This is a genomic window from Streptomyces sp. NPDC057565 (assembly GCF_042801455.1).
GTDB classification, from domain to species: domain Bacteria; phylum Actinomycetota; class Actinomycetes; order Streptomycetales; family Streptomycetaceae; genus Streptomyces; species Streptomyces yanii.
The window spans coordinates 392,163-408,058 of record NZ_JBHVFU010000002.1; the positions used below are offsets into that span (position 1 = coordinate 392,163).

Sequence of the window (15,896 nt, forward strand, 5' to 3'; positions counted from 1 at the left end):
TACGACAATGAGCGAGCGGAGCGAGGGGGCCGTAGCGGTCCGGGCAACGGACCCGGTCCTGCTCCCGACCGGAGGGTGGGCAGTGTGGCGCGAGACCGGCTGTACCCCGAGCCGACGGGCGAGGTGCGCATGAGTCTGTCCCTGCGCTTCGCCGCCGGATCGCACAAGGGCATGATCCGGGAGGGAAACGAGGACTCCGGCTACGCCGGTCCGCGCCTTCTCGCCATCGCCGACGGCATGGGCGGCCAGGCGGCCGGTGAGGTCGCCAGCTCCGAGGTGATCTCGACGCTCGTTCAGCTCGACGACGACGTGCCCGGCTCGGACATCCTCACCTCGCTCGGCACGGCGGTCCAGCGGGCCAACGACCAACTGCGCATGATGGTCGAGGAGGACCCCCAGCTGGAGGGCATGGGCACCACGCTCACCGCTCTGCTCTGGACCGGCCAGCGCCTCGGCCTGGTCCACGTCGGCGACTCACGCGCGTACTTGCTGCGCGACGGCGTGCTGACTCAGATCACGCAGGACCACACCTGGGTCCAGCGTCTGGTCGACGAGGGCCGCATCACCGAGGAAGAAGCCACTACCCACCCGCAGCGCTCCCTGCTGATGCGCGCGCTGGGGAGCGGCGACCACGTCGAACCCGACCTCTCCATCCGTGAGGTCCGGGCCGGCGACCGCTATCTGATCTGCTCCGACGGGCTCTCCGGCGTCGTCTCGCACCAGACGATGGAGGAGACCCTCGCCAGCTACCAGGGCCCGCAGGAGACGATCCAGGAGCTCATCCAGCTCGCCCTGCGCGGCGGCGGCCCGGACAACATCACCTGCATCGTCGCCGACGTCCTCGACGTGGACAGCAACGACACCCTGGCCGGGCAGCTCAACGACACCCCGGTCGTCGTCGGCGCGGTCGCCGAGAACCAGTCCGCCCAGCTGAACGACGGCGCTGCCATGACCACCCCGGCCGGCCGCGCGGCCGGTCTCGGCCGCCCCGTCCCGCCACCCGCGGGCGGCTTCGGCCCGCCCGGCAGCGGCGACGGCGTCGGCTACGGCGGAATGCCGGACGGCTCCTTCGACGCGTACGCCGACGACGACTTCGTCAAGCCCGGCGGCGGCCGCAAGTGGCTGAAGCGGTCGTTCTACATCGTGCTCGCGCTGGCCGTCATCGGCGGTGGTGTGTACGGCGGTTACCGCTGGACCCAGAACCAGTTCTTCGTAGGCGCGAAGAACGACCACGTTGCGCTGTACCGCGGCATCAGCCAGGACCTCGCATGGGTCTCGCTCTCAAAGGTCGAGAAGGACCACCCCGAGATCGAACTCAAGTACCTCCCGTCCTACCAGCGCAAGCAGGTCGAGGCGACCATCGCCGAGGGCAACCTGGCCGACGCCCGCGAGAAGATCAGCGAGCTCTCGACCCAGGCGTCCGCCTGCAAGAAGGACGCGCAGCGCCGCGCGGCCGAGGCAGCAAGCAAGCCCCGCACCGACGAGGGTGAAGCCGGAGGCACGGGCTCGGATCTCTCGAAGACGTCCACCGAGTCCGGCTCCACGTCCACCGCCACCAAGACCAAGCCGACCACAGCGACTCCCACTCCCGGCCCCAGCCTCTCGGAGGAAGAGACGAAGCTGGTCCCGCAGTGCGGTAAGCAGTAAAGCCGTAGGGGGCCTTCAGCACCATGAGCGTTGTCACCAATACGACCACGATCGGCGCGATCGACGCACCGAGCCGTCGCAACACCGAGCTCGCCCTGATGGTCTTCGCCATCGCCATCTCGGTGTTCGCGTACGCCAATGTGGGCCTTGCCATGGACGGCACACTGCCTTCCGGCATGCTCGGATACGGGTTCGGCCTGATCCTGCTCGGCGGCGTCGCCCACTTCGTGGTGCGCAAGTTCGCTCCGTACGCCGATCCGCTGCTGCTGCCACTGGCGACTCTGCTCAACGGGCTGGGGCTGGTACTGATCTGGCGCTTGGACCAGTCGCCGAGGTTGATTCTGACAGCCAAGTCGGCGTACGGCGTCTTCACCCCCTCCGCCCCCAGACAGTTGCTGTACTCGGCGGTCGGCATCGCTCTGTTCGTCGCCGTTCTGTTCCTGCTCAAGGACCACCGCATCCTGCAGCGCTACACCTACATCTCCATGGTGGGGGCGCTGGTCCTGCTGATCCTGCCGATGTTCTTCCCCAGCAAGTTCGGCGCCAAGATCTGGATCACGATCGCCGGCTTCTCCATCCAGCCCGGCGAGTTCGCAAAGATCATCATCGCGATCTTCTTCGCCGGCTATCTGATGGTCAAACGCGATGCGCTGGCCCTCGCCAGCCGCCGCTTCATGGGCCTCTATCTGCCCCGTGGCCGTGACCTCGGACCGATCCTCGTCATCTGGGCGATGTCGATCCTGATCCTGGTCTTCGAGACCGACCTCGGTACATCGCTGCTGTTCTTCGGCCTCTTCGTGATCATGCTGTACGTCGCGACGGAGCGGACCAGCTGGATCGTCTTCGGTCTGCTGATGTCGGCGGTCGGCGCAGTCGGCGTCGCCACGTTCGAGCCGCATGTCCAGCAGCGGGTCGACGCCTGGCTGGACCCCTTCGGGGAAAAGACCATGGCCCATTCCGACCAGATCGCCCAGGCCCTGATGTCCTTCGGCTCCGGCGGCACCCTCGGCACCGGACTCGGTCAGGGCCACTCCGACCTGATCGGCTTCGCCGCCAACGCCGACTTCATCCTCTCCACCGTCGGTGAGGAGCTCGGTCTCGCCGGAATGATGGCCGTCCTGCTGATCTACGGTCTGATCGTCGAGCGCGGTGTCCGCACCGCGCTCGCCGCCCGCGACCCGTTCGGCAAGCTCCTCGCGATCGGTCTCTCCGGCGCCTTCGCGATCCAGGTCTTCGTCGTCGCCGGCGGTGTCATGGGTCTCATCCCGCTGACCGGTATGACCATGCCGTTCCTCGCGGCCGGTGGTTCGTCCGTGATCGCCAACTGGGCCCTGATCGGCATCCTGATCCGGATCAGCGACACCGCACGCCGCCCCGCACCGGCCCCCGCCCCGTCCTCCGACGCCGAGATGACCCAGGTGGTCCGACCGTGAACAAGCCCCTGCGCCGGATCGCGATCTTCTGCGGCGTCCTCATCCTCGCCCTGCTCGTGCGGACCAACTACCTCCAGTACGTCCGCGCCGACGAGCTGAACACCCGCGACGAGAACCGCCGCGTCCGCATCGAGCGGTACGCCCATGAACGCGGCAACATCATCGTCGACGGCAACCCCGTGACCACCTCGGTCGAGACCAAGGGCAGCGACTTCAAGTACAAGCGGGCCTGGAAGAACGGCCCCATGTGGGCGCCCGTCACCGGCTATTCGTCGCAGGCCTTCGACGCCTCGCAGCTCGAAAGCCTTGAGGACGGCATCCTCACCGGCAACGACGACCAGCTCTTCTTCGACCGCACCCTGTCGATGTTCACGGGCGAGAAGAAGCAGGGCGGCAACGTCGTCACCACCCTCAACGCCGCCGCTCAGAAGGCAGCCTTCCAGGGGCTGGGCGACAAGAAGGGTGCCGTCGCCGCGCTCGACCCGCAGACCGGCGCCATCCTGGCCCTCGCCAGCACCCCTTCGTACGACCCCTCGACCTTCGCGGGCAACTCCGACGCGGACACCAAGGCCTGGCAGAAGCTCCTGAAGGACAAGGACAAGCCGATGCTCAACCGGGCATTGCGCGAGACCTACCCGCCCGGCTCGACGTTCAAGGTCGTCACCGCCGCCGCGGCGCTGGAGAACGGCCTCTACACCGACATCGACGGCAAGACGGACTCCCCGCTGCCGTACAAGCTCCCGCAGACGACCACCGTCCTGCAGAACGAGGGCAACATCCCGTGCGAGAACGCCTCGCTCCGGGAAGCGCTGCGGATGTCCTGCAACACCGTGTTCGGCAAGATCAGCGACGACCTGGGCAACCAGAAGATGATGGACGAGGCCGCCAAGTTCGGCTTCAACAAGGAGATCTTCACCCCGGTCCGCGCCGACGCGAGCGTCTACCCGAAGGACAACCGGCCGCAGAACGCCATGGCGGGCATCGGCCAGGCCTCCAACCGCGCCACCCCGCTCCAGATGGCCATGGTCGCCGCCGCGGTCGCCAACGACGGCAAGCTCATGCAGCCGTACATGGTCGCCCAGCGGCAGGCGCCCAACCTCGACGTGATCTACACCCATGAGAAGGAGGAGCTCAGCCAGCCTCTCTCGGGTGAGAATGCGCAGAAGCTCCAGCAGATGATGGAGACCGTCGTCAAGAGCGGCACGGGAACCCGGGCCCTCATCGACGGCGTCACTGTCGGCGGCAAAACCGGTACCGCCCAGCACGGTCTGAACAACAGCGAGAAGCCGTATGCCTGGTTCATCTCGTACGCGAAGACCAGCAGCGGCTCGCCCGTCGCCGTGGCGGTCGTGGTCGAGGACAGCAGCGCCAACCGGGACGATGTCTCCGGCGGTGGTCTGGCCGCTCCGATCGCCAAGGCCGTGATGGAGGCGGTTATCAACAAGAGGTGACGCCCATCACATCGGGGGCCATACCTGCACATTGGGATACCGGTCAGATATCAGCTCACGGCTGTGGGCCGATCAGGTAGTGCGTGGCCGGTACCGTATGCGCGAGCAGCACACCGCCGGACCACACACCGGTGCGGTCGGGACTGACGGAGAGGGCTGGAACAGTTATGGAAGAGCCGCGTCGCCTCGGCGGCCGGTACGAGCTGGGCTCGGTGCTCGGCCGTGGTGGCATGGCCGAGGTCTACCTCGCGCACGACACCCGGCTCGGCCGCACCGTCGCTGTGAAGACGCTGCGGACCGATCTCGCCCGCGACCCGTCCTTCCAGGCCCGGTTCCGCCGTGAGGCCCAGTCCGCCGCCTCGCTCAACCACCCGGCGATCGTCGCTGTCTACGACACCGGCGAGGACTACGTCGACGGTGTCTCCATCCCGTACATCGTGATGGAGTACGTCGACGGGTCGACGCTCAGAGAACTTCTGCACTCCGGCCGTAAACTGCTGCCCGAGCGCACCCTCGAAATGACGGTCGGCATCCTCCAGGCGCTGGAGTACTCGCACCGCGCAGGCATCGTCCACCGCGACATCAAGCCCGCGAACGTCATGCTGACGCGCACCGGCCAGGTCAAGGTCATGGACTTCGGTATCGCCCGCGCCATGGGCGACTCCGGCATGACGATGACCCAGACCTCGGCCGTCATCGGCACCGCCCAGTACCTCTCCCCGGAGCAGGCCAAGGGCGAGCAGGTCGATGCGCGCTCCGACCTGTACTCGACCGGCTGTCTGCTCTATGAGCTGCTGACCGTCCGGCCGCCGTTCGTCGGCGACTCACCCGTGGCGGTCGCCTACCAGCACGTGCGGGAAGAGCCGCAGCCCCCCAGCAGCTTCGACCCCGAGATCACGCCCGAAATGGACGCGATCGTGTTGAAGGCCCTGGTCAAGGACCCGGACTACCGCTACCAGTCGGCCGACGAGATGCGTGCCGACATCGAGGCCTGCCTCGACGGCCAGCCGGTAGCCGCCACCGCGGCGATGGGCGCGGCCGGTTACGGGGGATACGACGGGTACGGCAACGACCAGCCCACCACCGCACTGCGCGCAGCCGACCCGAACGGCGCCCAGACCTCCATGCTGCCCCCGGTCAATCCGGACGACGGCGGCTACGGATACGACGAGCGCCCGGACCGCCGCCGCCAGAAGAAGAACAACACCTCGACGATCCTGCTGGTCGTCGCGGGCATCCTGGTGCTGATCGGCGCGATCCTGATCGGCAAGTCCGTCTTCGGCGGCGACAACAGCGACAACGGCAAGGTCGACGTGCCGAACATGGTCGGTTCGACCGTGGCAGAGGCGGAGGAGCTCGCGAGAAACGCCGTTGTCCACGTCAAGGTGGGCTCACGCGAACCCTGCGAGGACCAGGACAAGGGCAAGATCTGCAGCCAGACGCCCAAGGACGGCCAGATGGCGGAGAACGAGACCGTCACGGTCGTCGTCTCCACCGGTGCGCCGAAGGTCGAGGTCCCGGACGTCACGGAGAAGTCCGAGGAGAACGCCCGCAAGCTCCTGGAAGAAAAGGGCTTCTCGGTGAAGGTCGTCACGACCGAGTCCTCCACCGCGGATCCCGGCACCGTGCTCGACCAGAACCCCAAGGGCAACACGAAGGCCGAGCGGGAGTCCGAGGTCAAGATCACGGTCGCCAGGCAGTCCACCCAGAACGTCCCCGACGTCAGGGGCAAGCAGTACGACGCTGCGGTGGCCCAGCTCAACGGCGTCGGCTTCCAGAACGTCTCGCGAACCGACGTCGACTCGGACAAGCCGGCGGGTGAGGTCATTGATCAGACCCCGGCACCAGGCGGCAAGGAGCCGCAGGACACCCAGATCGTCCTGAAGGTCTCCAAGGGCCCGACGCAGCCGGCGACGGTCCCGGTCCCCGAAGTCAGGGGCAGCACGGTCGCCCAGGCCAAGCAGGCCCTGGCCGCGCAGGGCTTCACTCAAATCCAGTTCGCGCAGGGTAGCTCCGACGACGACAACGCCAGGGTCGCCAACATCGATCCGCAGCCGGGCACCCAAGCCGACCCCGCGACCACCGTCATCACCCTCACCACGGTGGGCGGCAAGGGCAACGGGGACGGCAATATCTTCGGCGGCCCATCGGGCTCACAGGACTGAGCCGCCCGCACACACGCGAAGGGCCCCGATCACCGCCTCGGTGATCGGGGCCCTTCGCTGTGCCTGCCACACCGCGTATCCCGCATACCGCACATGCGGCCATAAAACGATCGTGTCTTCATATGTGCCGACTCGTTGATCGAATGAGGTGACGTGGGGGGATCAAACCACCTCACTCGCGACGATTGTGGACGAGCCGAAAGGACATGAGCGTGATCAACGATGCAGTACTGCTGGAGTCGAGGTCTCTACGAGCAAGTGTCGTGGAGCAAACGGACGCGTTGGACAGGGTCAAGGTGCTGTCGCTTCTGCCGGACGGCATGCATGTGACAACGGCGATGGTGGCGGCGTACTTCCAAGTCGGGATCAAAGCCATCCGGTCGCTGGTACTGGACCATAGGGACGAGCTGGAGGCCAGCGGCTACCGCGTTCTGACAGGTACAGAACTGAGCTCCTTCAAGGAGCTCAGTGGGATCCAGTCGCGCACCCGCACCCTCGCGCTTTTCAGCCGCCGCACCGTCCTCAACGTCGCCATGCTCCTCCGGGACAGCGAAGTCGCACGTCAGGTGCGTACGTACTTGCTCGACAGGGAGTACGAGGCGCGGACTCAGCCTGTGGATAACTGTGTCCACAGTGAGCCCGAGTCCCTCGACGAGCGTATCGACCGACGCATCACCCACATTCTCGGCAAGACCGTCGTCCCCATGTTCAACGCCCTCATCGAGACCTCCGGTGAGCAGCACAAGGAGCTGATCTCCCTCCGGGACGACGTCAAAAGGATCGAGCGGAAGCTCCGCGACCACCACCACCGGCTCAGGCGCCTCGAACAGGCCTGGGGCCCACGCCCCTACACCGGAATCATGGCGTCGATCGACGCCATGAACTGGAGAGAGTTCGAGCACCACGTCGCCGTCCTGCTGCGCCGCGACGGCTGCACCGGCATCGTCGTCCACGGCGGTCCGGGCGACCGCGGAGTAGACGTCACCGCGCTGACCGCGGACGGTCGCAGTGTCGTCGTGCAGTGCAAGAGCTTCGCTCCTTACCGTCCGGTGTGGAGTGGCGAATTGCAGAAGTTCCTCGGAGCCGCCAAGGTCCAGCACCAGGCGGACGTGGCTCTCTTCGTAGCGACAACCTCCTTCACACCCGATGCACGCGCCATAGCCGAGACCCACGGCGTCACGGTCGTGGACCGAGGCCACCTCGAGAAGTGGAGCGCCGGGGTACCGCTCCCGATCCTGCAAGCCGACTGAGAGTCCACCGGACGCAGAAAGGCCCGAAGCCGCAAAAGCAAGTTGCGGCTTCGGGCCTTCGCCATCCTAGGGTCAGCTCAGCTCCGCCGGCTTCGTGCGGTCCTTGTCGACCTTCTCCGTACGCACCAGCTCACCCCACACGATGTAGCGGTACTTCGATGTGTAGACCGGCGTGCAGGTCGTCAGCGTGATGTAGCGGCCGGGCTTCTTCACGCCCGACTCCTTGGGGACCGGCTGGAGCACCTTGACGTTGTACTTCGACGTCTCGGGAAGCTCCTTGAAGACCTTGTAGACGTACCAGGTGTCCTTGGTCTCGAAGACGACGGCGTCGCCCGTCTTCACCTTGTCGATGTTGTGGAACTTCGCCCCGTGCCCGTCGCGATGCGCCGCCAGCGTGAAGTTGCCCTGCTTGTCCCAGGGGAGAGCCGACTTCACCGGGTCCGTGTAGTAGCCGGCGATGCCGTCGTTGAGGTTCTTGGTGTCGGTGCCTTTCTTGACGAGCACCTCGCCGTTCTTCATCGCGGGTACGTGCAGGAAGCCGATGCCGTCCTTGGTGTCGAGGGCCCCGGGTCCCTCGGCCCAGCGGTCGCGGACGGTGTGCCCCTGCTTCTCGGCCTCGCGGTCGGCGAGCACATTCGTCCACCACAGGGAGTAGACGACGAAGAGGCCCAGCACCAGGCCCGCGGTGATCAGCAGCTCGCCGAAGAGACTGACCGCGGTCGCGACGGGATGGCGGTCCCTGCTCCGCACCGGGGGCGCGGACTCGTCGGTCTGTTCTTCCTGCTGGGTCCTCGCTGCCACCGCACCCGTCCCTGTCGTGATGAAGTTCAGCCGACGAGCGCGTCGGGCTTCCCCTTGCTGCGCGGCCGTTCGTCGACCATCTTGCCCCAGACGATCAGCCGGTACGTACTTGTGAATTCAGGCGTACAGGTCGTCAGAGTGATGTAGCGGCCGGGCTTCGTGAAGCCCGAACCGGGCGGCACCGGGGTGATCACCGAGACATTGGACGGCGACGTCTGAGGAAGGACGCTGGTCATCTCGTACGTGTAGTACGCGTCCTGCGTCTCGACCACGATCGGGTCACCCTTGCGCAGCCGGTTGATGTAGCGGAACGGTTCGCCGTGGGTGTTCCGGTGGCCGGCCAACGCGAAGTTGCCCTGCACGGCCGACGGCATCGCCGTCTTGAGCGCGCCCTGCCCGTAGTGACCGACCATGCCGCGGTCCAGGACCTTCTCCTTGCTGATGCCCTCGGCGATCGGGGCGACCACATCCAGCTTCGGGATGTGGATGATGGCGAAACCCTGCCCCGGCTCGAACGCCCCGGGCTTGCGGCCCTTCGCCCAATCGTCCTGAATCTTGTGCGTCTCGCTCCCGGCGATCTGGTCGGCACGCACATTCGTCCACCACAGCTGGTACGTGACGAACAGCAGCATCAGCACGCCGAGCGAGATGAACAGTTCACCGACGACCCGGCTGGCGACGACGGCCGGGCTGTCCTTGGCCGCGCGGGCGGCCCGCCGCGCCTCGACACGGGAGAGCGGACGCCCCTCCGGCGTCGCCGCCGACCGGCTCTGCGGCTCGGCGCGACGGCGGCCGCGCCCCTTGGCGGCGCGCCGGCGCTCGGCCCGGCCCCCGGTGGGCGGTCCCGTACGCGGTTCGAGTGCTGTGGTCTCCGGTCCGGGATCCGGAGCCGGGGCAGGCTCCTCGTCGTACTCCGGCTCTGCTTGCGGTATCGGAGCTGTCACCGCCCGGTCGGCCGGGCGTCGGGTGTCCTCCGTCCGCAGACCGATCGTCTCGTCGCTGCGAGGGAGCGGCGGGGGCGAAGGCGCCACGACAGGCTCCTGGTGCCCGTACCAGTCCCGCTCGTACCCTTCCGGGTCGTACCACTCGCGCGGCGCCCCCTGGGGCCCCTGTGCCCCGTGTGGCGCCTGCAACTGGCCTTCCGACCGCCGGCCCTGCGCCGCCCCGGTCTCCGCCGTCTCCGCCGTCTCCGCCGGAATGCTCTCCGCCCGGAACCACGGCGAGGCATGCTGCCCCGGCAGCGGATCGTTCAGCGGGTCCGCCAGCTGGTCGACTGCCGCCTCGAACGCGCCCGTGGCCACGTACGCTCGTTGCTCGTACGGGCCTTCCTCACCGGTGTCGTGCTCGGGGCGGAGTGCGGTCACGCGACAGCCTTGCCCACCACCGGCGCGAGCCCCTCCGACCTCGCGACGGCTCCCGTGTCACCGCACCGCACCAGCCAGTTGGCCAGCATCAGATGGCCGTACTCGGTCAGGACCGACTCCGGATGGAACTGCACACCCTCCACCGGCAGTTCGCGGTGGCGCAGCCCCATGATGATGCCGTCGGCCGTGCGCGCCGTGACCTCCAACTCCTGCGGGATCGTCTCCGGTTCGGCGGCGAGCGAGTGGTAGCGGGTCGCGGTGAAGGGGGACGGCAGCCCGGCGAAAACTCCCTTGCCCTCGTGCGTCACCGGCGACGTCTTGCCGTGCAGCAGCTCGGGGGCGCGGTCCACCACCCCGCCGTACGCCACAGCCATCGACTGCATGCCGAGGCAGACGCCGAAGACCGGGACGCCGGTCGCCGCGCAGTGGCGCACCATGTCGACACAGACGCCCGCCTGCTCAGGAGTGCCGGGGCCGGGCGAGAGCAGAACGCCGTCGAAGCCGTCCTGGGCGTGTGCCGTGGTCACCTCGTCGTTGCGCAGGACCTCGCACTCGGCGCCGAGCTGGTAGAGGTACTGGACGAGGTTGAAGACGAAGCTGTCGTAGTTGTCGACGACAAGGATGCGGGCGCTCACTGGCCGGCCCCCGTTCCGCTCGTGCCGTCGACCGTCACGTCGCCGAACGGAAGCAGCGGCTCGGCCCACGGGAAGACGTACTGGAAAAGCACATAGACGACGGCGAGTGCCAGCACGAGCGAGATGAGCCCGCGCACCCACGCATTGCCCGGCAGATGCCGCCAGATCCAGCCGTACATGCTGTCCCCTTCATTCGGTACGGGACCAGACTAAAGGGCCGCGGCAGGGGCGTGGGTCAGCTGTGGAAAGCTGCCGGCTTGCCGTCGGTCACAGGCTGCGTCGCGTCGAGATGCGCCCAGGCGATGAGCCGGTGGCTGCTGCCCCATTCGGGATCGCAGGTGGTCAGCGTCAGGTAGCGGCCGGGTCCGTCGAAGCCGGACTCGCGGGGGACGGCGTCGATGACACCGGTGTCGCTCGGCACGGTGCGGTACGGCTTCTTCTCGATGCGGTATGTGAACCACGTCGTCCCGTCCGTCAGCACCACCGCGTCGCCGCGGCGCAGCGTCGGGAAGTCCTTGAAGGGATCCCCGTAGGTGCGACGGTGTCCGGCCACCGCGAAATTGCCGACGCCGCCGAGGGGGGCGGTTCCGCGGTAGTGGCCGAGCCCTTTCTTCAAGGTTCCGACCTCGGTGTTCTCCAGGACAGGCCACTCCCAGCTCTTGCCGAAGCGGGGGATGTACAGCATCGCGAACGGCTTCCCCTCGCGGTACGCGGCACGGGCGTGCGATGACGTGGGTGCGGACGTCGGCGTGGGTGCGGACGACGGCGAAGTCGAGGGCGCCGGCGTGCCTGCCGCGTTCGGCCCGGGTACGGACACTGCCCCCCGCGCCCACTGGTTCTGCAGGGTGTCGATCTGCCCCTCGGTGGCACCGGCGGCCTTCACCCCGGTCCAGAACAGCACGTACACCACAAAGAGGATGATCAAGGCGCCCGCGGTGATGCACAGTTCGCTGAAGGTCCTGACGATCAGTCGCACCGACACCGGTCGGCCTCCCCGGAACCGCTCGCTACTTCACCGGCTTCGCATAGTGGAGATCCACTGTGCCCGAGTAGCCGGGAAGAGTCACCGCCTCGTGCTCGTCGACTTTCCAGCCGAGCCCGTACGCCTTCACGTACAGCAGGTAGTTCCGGATCGAGGAGGAGTTGTCGAGGGCCTTCTTGAGCCGGTCGGGGTCGCCGACCGCGGTGATCTTGTACGGCGGCGAGTAGACCCGGCCCTGGAGAATCAGCGTGTTGCCGACGCAGCGCACCGCACTGGTGGAGATCAGCCGCTGGTCCATGACCTGGATGCCGCGGGCACCGCCCTGCCAGAGAGCGTTGACGACCGCCTGCAGGTCCTGCTGGTGGATGACCAGGTCGTTGGGTTGCGGGTCGGGGTAGCCGGGGTTCGCGGTGGCGTTCGGCGGGGCGTCGTCGAGCGTGACGGCGACGGACCGGCCGGAGAGCTTCTTGGTGCCCGCGGCCCGCTCCAGCGCCTTGAGCTTGACGTCCTCCGCCTTGGTGCTGCCGTCGTCGCGCTGGGCCAGGGCGTCGATGTCCTCGCGTACGGACGCGTTGGAGTCGTCGAGCCCCGCGTTCTTCTCGCTGCGCTGCTGAATGAGGTCGGAGAGCTTCAGCAGCGACGAGTCGGTGCGGATGTTGGTGCCCTTCGCCGTGTTGGCGCTGGTGACGAAGATCAGCCCGGCAAGGGCGAAAACGGCAGCGGTGAGCACGCGGACCGGGTGCCGGAAGGTGCGCCGGACCGGCCCTTGGGGAGAGTCGGCAGAATTGCTCAACGTACCCTTATCTCCTTCGGAGCCACGGAAGCACTACGCTAACGGACGCCCGGGGGAGTCAGTATTCCCCCTCGCGCCCCGCCCCAGCGCCAGCCACAGTTCCCTGCGCGGTCACGCAGCGCATCGACAGGAGAGTTCCTCGTGCCGAAGTCACGTATCCGCAAGAAGGCCGACTTCACGCCGCCTCCGGCGAAGCAGACGACCAACATAAAGCTGACCAACCGCAGTTGGGTGGCGCCGGTGATGCTGGCGTTCTTCCTGATCGGTCTGGCCTGGATCGTCGTGTTCTACGTGACCGACGGCGATCTGCCCATCAAGACGCTGGGAAACTGGAACATCGTCGTGGGCTTCGGCTTCATCGCCGGTGGCTTCGGCGTCTCCACGCAGTGGAAGTAGCCGGACAGCACCCGTAGGACCACAGCCGGTCCCGGTACCGCAACCCTTGCCCTGAGTTACCCACAGCGTTATCCACAGGCAGGGGAAAAGGTCGGACGATCTGTGGATAACTCCCCGGCTGTTGACGCCGGTGTGACTGCAGTCTCCCCCGTCGAGGGGTGGCACGCCCCTTGTCTCCGCTGGAAAAACCCAGCTCAGCGACAAGGGGCACAGTTGTACCCACAGAATGCACAAGATCGTGCACCCGCTGTGGACAACTGCCGGGAGAAGCCCTCTGGCGCCTGTGATCAGGTCAGTGCGGCTGTTCTGGCAACCACGATGAGGACCACCGCCGCCAGGACCAGCGCACAGGTGCCGTACTGCACCAGCGTCCGCCGTTCGCGCGGGGCGTGCACCATCGCGATGGCGATCAGCGTGCCCGCGACCAGACCGCCGACATGCGCCTGCCAGGCGATTCCGCCCCAGGGGTTGAACGTGAAGAGCAGGTTCAGCGCGAGAAGCACGAGAACCGGCCGCATGTCGTAGTTCAGCCGACGCATGAGCACGGCGGTGGCGCCCAGCAGACCGAAGATGGCGCCTGAGGCACCGAGCGAGCCCTGGTTCGGCGCGGCGAGCCAATAGGTGAGCGCGCTGCCCGCCAGGCCGGAGAGCAGGTAGAGCGCGAGGTAGCGGGCGCGGCCGAGCGCCGCCTCCAGGGGACCGCCGAGCCACCACAGTCCCAGCATGTTGAAGGCGATGTGCCACACCTCCTGGTGCAGGAACATCGACGTCACCAGCCGGTACCACTGGCCCTCCGCGACCCCTTCCACAGGACCGCCCTGGTAGTAGGTGGCCCGTCCCAGCAGTGTCAGGTCGTCGAGCAGTGACACCTTCACATGTACCGCGATGAACAGGACGACATTGATGGCGAGCAGGATCTTGGTGACCAGCCGCGGGTCGGCGGCGACGGTGCCGCCGGCCAGGGTGCGCGGCTGATTGGCAGCCGGGCCGTGCCCCGTACCTGAACCCTGGCGGACGCAGTCCGGGCACTGGAAGCCGACCGAGGCGCTGACCATGCACTCGGTGCAGATCGGACGCTCGCAGCGCGTGCAGCGGATCCCCGTCTCGCGGCCCGGGTGGCGGTAGCAGCTGAATGGGCTGCGGGCATCGGCGGACTGGTCCCGGGCGCCTGGCGGCTGCTCGTCCATCGGTCCCATCACTTGCTGGCCCCCTCGGGTCATGTCGTGGGCGTCAGCGCGCATGATGCCGCCCTGCTCGTCCGCTATGTAACCAAGTACGGACAAGCAGGGCGGTTGGTTCCCGAGACGGCCGATCAGAGAGTGATCACACCATGACCGCAGGCGATCATCGGGTCTCGACGACGACCGACTCGATCACCACGTCCTGCACCGGACGGTCGGTGCGTGCGTTGGTCTGGGTGCTCGCGATGGCGTCCACGACCTTCTTGCTGGCCTCGTCCGTCACCTCACCGAAGATGGTGTGCTTGCCGGTCAGCCACGCGGTGGGCGAGACGGTCACGAAGAACTGCGAGCCGTTGGTGCCCGGGCCGGCGTTGGCCATGGCCAGGAGATACGGCTTGTTGAAGCTGAGGTCCGGGTGGAACTCGTCACCGAACTCGTAGCCCGGGCCGCCGGTGCCGTTGCCCAGCGGGTCCCCGCCCTGGATCATGAAGCCGCTGATGACCCGGTGGAAGACGGTCCCGTCGTACAGCCTGTCCGTGGACTTCTTGCCGGTCGCGGGGTGGGTCCACTCCCGCTCGCCCGTGGCGAGCTCGACGAAGTTCTTGACCGTCTTGGGCGCGTGGTTCGGCAGAAGCCGGATCTCGATGTCGCCTTGGTTGGTCTTCAAGGTGGCGTAAAGCTGCTCGGCCACGATCTGCCTTCCGTAAGTCTTCGCTGACGTCCACCGATCCTCGCACGGACCATCCGTCGTACGGCCTTCCTGCGGCTCCCCGCAGGAACAAAAGAGGCCAAGTGCGTGACGAACCGGCGCGTGCTGAACCGAACCGTGGCATTGTCATCGGCAAGCTCCCCTTGCACCCCATTGCCCACAACATCGCTTATGGCTGTTTTGTACAGCCGTCTCTCTTGCCCCGGATGCCCGCCCCACATGCCGCACACGCCATCGCGGGGCATGATTTCGAAATGGGTGGAAAGGCGGAGTACCTACCCGCCACCAAGGAGGAGGATCCCGTGACCCGCATCGACAGCGTGCGCGCCGCAACCGACTCGGCGAAGGACAGCGTGCAGCACGCCGCGGAAGTGGTGGCGCCCTACGCCGACTCGGCCAAGGACCAGGCGGCACACTATGCGCACGAGGCCCGTACGCGGCTCGCGCCGAGGGTGTCGAAGGCAGCCCAGCAGGCCCGCGTCCAGTACGACGCGCATCTCGCACCACGTATCGAACTGGCTCGTGCGCATGTGCCCCCGAAGGTCGACGAGGCCGCCCAGCGCGCCGCGCTCCGTACCCGTCAGGCGGCCAGGAGCGCCGCGGAGTACACCGTGCCCCGCGTCGAGCAGGCGATGGCCGCCGCCCAGCCCGTCGCCGAGGAAGCCACGGCCCGCAGCGCCGCGGCACTGGCCGCACTGCGCGGACAGGTCACGGCGAAGGAGATCAGGAAGCTGGCCAGAAAACACGAGCGGCGGGCCAAGGCCGGACGCGTACTCAAGGTGGTGGCCGTGGTCTCCGTCCTGGCGGGCGGCGCCTACGCCGCGTGGCGGTGGTGGGACAAGCAGGCCAATCCGGACTGGCTGGTCGAGCCCCCCGCCCCCACGGAGGTCGCCGACCGTACGCCGTTGACCTCGGTCGACGGCAGCGGACCGACAGCTGTGGACCCCGAGGTCCGCGCCAAGCAGGCCGAGGCGGACAGGACGGACGAGGTGGACGGCACCGACCTCGACGACGGCCGCTGAGCCGCCACAGCCGCCCGGCCCACGGCAGACACACAAGAGAGCCCCTCTGACCTGCGTTTCCACAGGT

The 15,896-nt window shown here is 67.4% G+C and carries 15 protein-coding genes; 7 read left to right on the forward strand and 8 right to left on the reverse strand.

Annotation, left to right across the window (positions count from 1 at the left end):
- Positions 1–129: 129 nt before the first annotated feature.
- The 5 genes from ACFU8W_RS05805 to ACFU8W_RS05825 all read left to right on the forward strand — a co-directional run bounded on the left by ACFU8W_RS05805 (position 130) and on the right by ACFU8W_RS05825 (position 7,946).
- Complete coding sequence (locus ACFU8W_RS05805; RefSeq protein ID WP_384032581.1) at positions 130–1,647, forward strand: Stp1/IreP family PP2C-type Ser/Thr phosphatase; 1,518 nt, start codon at positions 130–132, stop codon at positions 1,645–1,647.
- A 23-nt stretch (positions 1,648–1,670) separates the two neighbouring features.
- Positions 1,671–3,080, forward strand: a complete 1,410-nt coding sequence (locus ACFU8W_RS05810) for an FtsW/RodA/SpoVE family cell cycle protein (RefSeq protein ID WP_384032583.1) — start codon at positions 1,671–1,673, stop codon at positions 3,078–3,080.
- A complete protein-coding gene (locus tag ACFU8W_RS05815; RefSeq protein ID WP_384032585.1) occupies positions 3,077–4,531 on the forward strand; it encodes a peptidoglycan D,D-transpeptidase FtsI family protein in 1,455 nt (484 codons plus the stop codon). Before ACFU8W_RS05810 ends, ACFU8W_RS05815 begins: the two co-directional genes overlap by 4 nt.
- A gap of 167 nt (positions 4,532–4,698) precedes the next feature.
- Positions 4,699–6,696, forward strand: a complete 1,998-nt coding sequence (pknB, locus tag ACFU8W_RS05820; protein ID WP_384032587.1) for a Stk1 family PASTA domain-containing Ser/Thr kinase — start codon at positions 4,699–4,701, stop codon at positions 6,694–6,696.
- Positions 6,697–6,902: 206 nt separating this feature from the next.
- On the forward strand, positions 6,903–7,946 hold the full coding sequence (locus tag ACFU8W_RS05825) for a restriction endonuclease (RefSeq protein WP_384032589.1): 1,044 nt from the start codon (positions 6,903–6,905) through the stop codon (positions 7,944–7,946).
- Between the two features lie 72 nt (positions 7,947–8,018).
- Here the strand turns inward: ACFU8W_RS05825 and ACFU8W_RS05830 are convergent, their stop codons facing one another.
- The 6 genes from ACFU8W_RS05830 to ACFU8W_RS05855 are packed head-to-tail and all read right to left on the reverse strand — an operon-like array spanning position 8,019 to position 12,521.
- Complete coding sequence (locus ACFU8W_RS05830; RefSeq protein ID WP_384032591.1) at positions 8,019–8,747, reverse strand: class E sortase; 729 nt, start codon at positions 8,745–8,747, stop codon at positions 8,019–8,021.
- 26 nt (positions 8,748–8,773) lie between these two features.
- Complete coding sequence (locus ACFU8W_RS05835; protein WP_384032593.1) at positions 8,774–10,111, reverse strand: class E sortase; 1,338 nt, start codon at positions 10,109–10,111, stop codon at positions 8,774–8,776.
- Positions 10,108–10,746 (reverse strand): aminodeoxychorismate/anthranilate synthase component II, encoded by a 639-nt coding sequence (locus tag ACFU8W_RS05840; protein ID WP_345512726.1) that lies wholly within the window; start codon positions 10,744–10,746, stop codon positions 10,108–10,110. The genes ACFU8W_RS05835 and ACFU8W_RS05840 overlap by 4 nt, the downstream gene beginning before the upstream one ends.
- Positions 10,743–10,925 carry a hypothetical protein gene (locus ACFU8W_RS05845; protein WP_037702041.1) on the reverse strand — a complete coding sequence of 61 codons (183 nt, stop codon included), beginning with the start codon at positions 10,923–10,925 and terminating at the stop codon, positions 10,743–10,745. Before ACFU8W_RS05845 ends, ACFU8W_RS05840 begins: the two co-directional genes overlap by 4 nt.
- Positions 10,926–10,981: 56 nt before the next feature.
- The gene (locus ACFU8W_RS05850; RefSeq protein WP_384032596.1) at positions 10,982–11,728 is read right to left on the reverse strand and encodes a class E sortase; all 747 of its coding nucleotides are present in this window, start codon (positions 11,726–11,728) and stop codon (positions 10,982–10,984) included.
- A 25-nt stretch (positions 11,729–11,753) separates the two neighbouring features.
- Positions 11,754–12,521, reverse strand: a complete 768-nt coding sequence (locus ACFU8W_RS05855) for a DUF881 domain-containing protein (RefSeq protein WP_266983759.1) — start codon at positions 12,519–12,521, stop codon at positions 11,754–11,756.
- Between the two features lie 141 nt (positions 12,522–12,662).
- On the opposite strand from ACFU8W_RS05855, the gene crgA reads away from it, so the two are divergent.
- On the forward strand, positions 12,663–12,917 hold the full coding sequence (crgA, locus tag ACFU8W_RS05860; RefSeq protein ID WP_266983757.1) for a cell division protein CrgA: 255 nt from the start codon (positions 12,663–12,665) through the stop codon (positions 12,915–12,917).
- A 287-nt stretch (positions 12,918–13,204) separates the two neighbouring features.
- Here crgA and ACFU8W_RS05865 read toward each other — a convergent pair whose 3' ends face one another.
- Together ACFU8W_RS05865 and ACFU8W_RS05870 are read right to left on the reverse strand one after the other, a co-directional pair.
- Entirely contained in the window at positions 13,205–14,104 is a 900-nt protein-coding gene (locus ACFU8W_RS05865; RefSeq protein WP_384033010.1) for a rhomboid family intramembrane serine protease, read from the reverse strand.
- Between the two features lie 157 nt (positions 14,105–14,261).
- Positions 14,262–14,789 (reverse strand): peptidylprolyl isomerase, encoded by a 528-nt coding sequence (locus ACFU8W_RS05870; protein ID WP_266983755.1) that lies wholly within the window; start codon positions 14,787–14,789, stop codon positions 14,262–14,264.
- A 320-nt stretch (positions 14,790–15,109) separates the two neighbouring features.
- Here ACFU8W_RS05870 and ACFU8W_RS05875 point away from each other — a divergent pair, with 320 nt between their 5' ends.
- Positions 15,110–15,829, forward strand: coding sequence for a DUF5324 family protein (locus tag ACFU8W_RS05875; protein ID WP_345512723.1), 720 nt, complete (start codon positions 15,110–15,112; stop codon positions 15,827–15,829).
- Positions 15,830–15,896 lie beyond the last annotated feature (67 nt).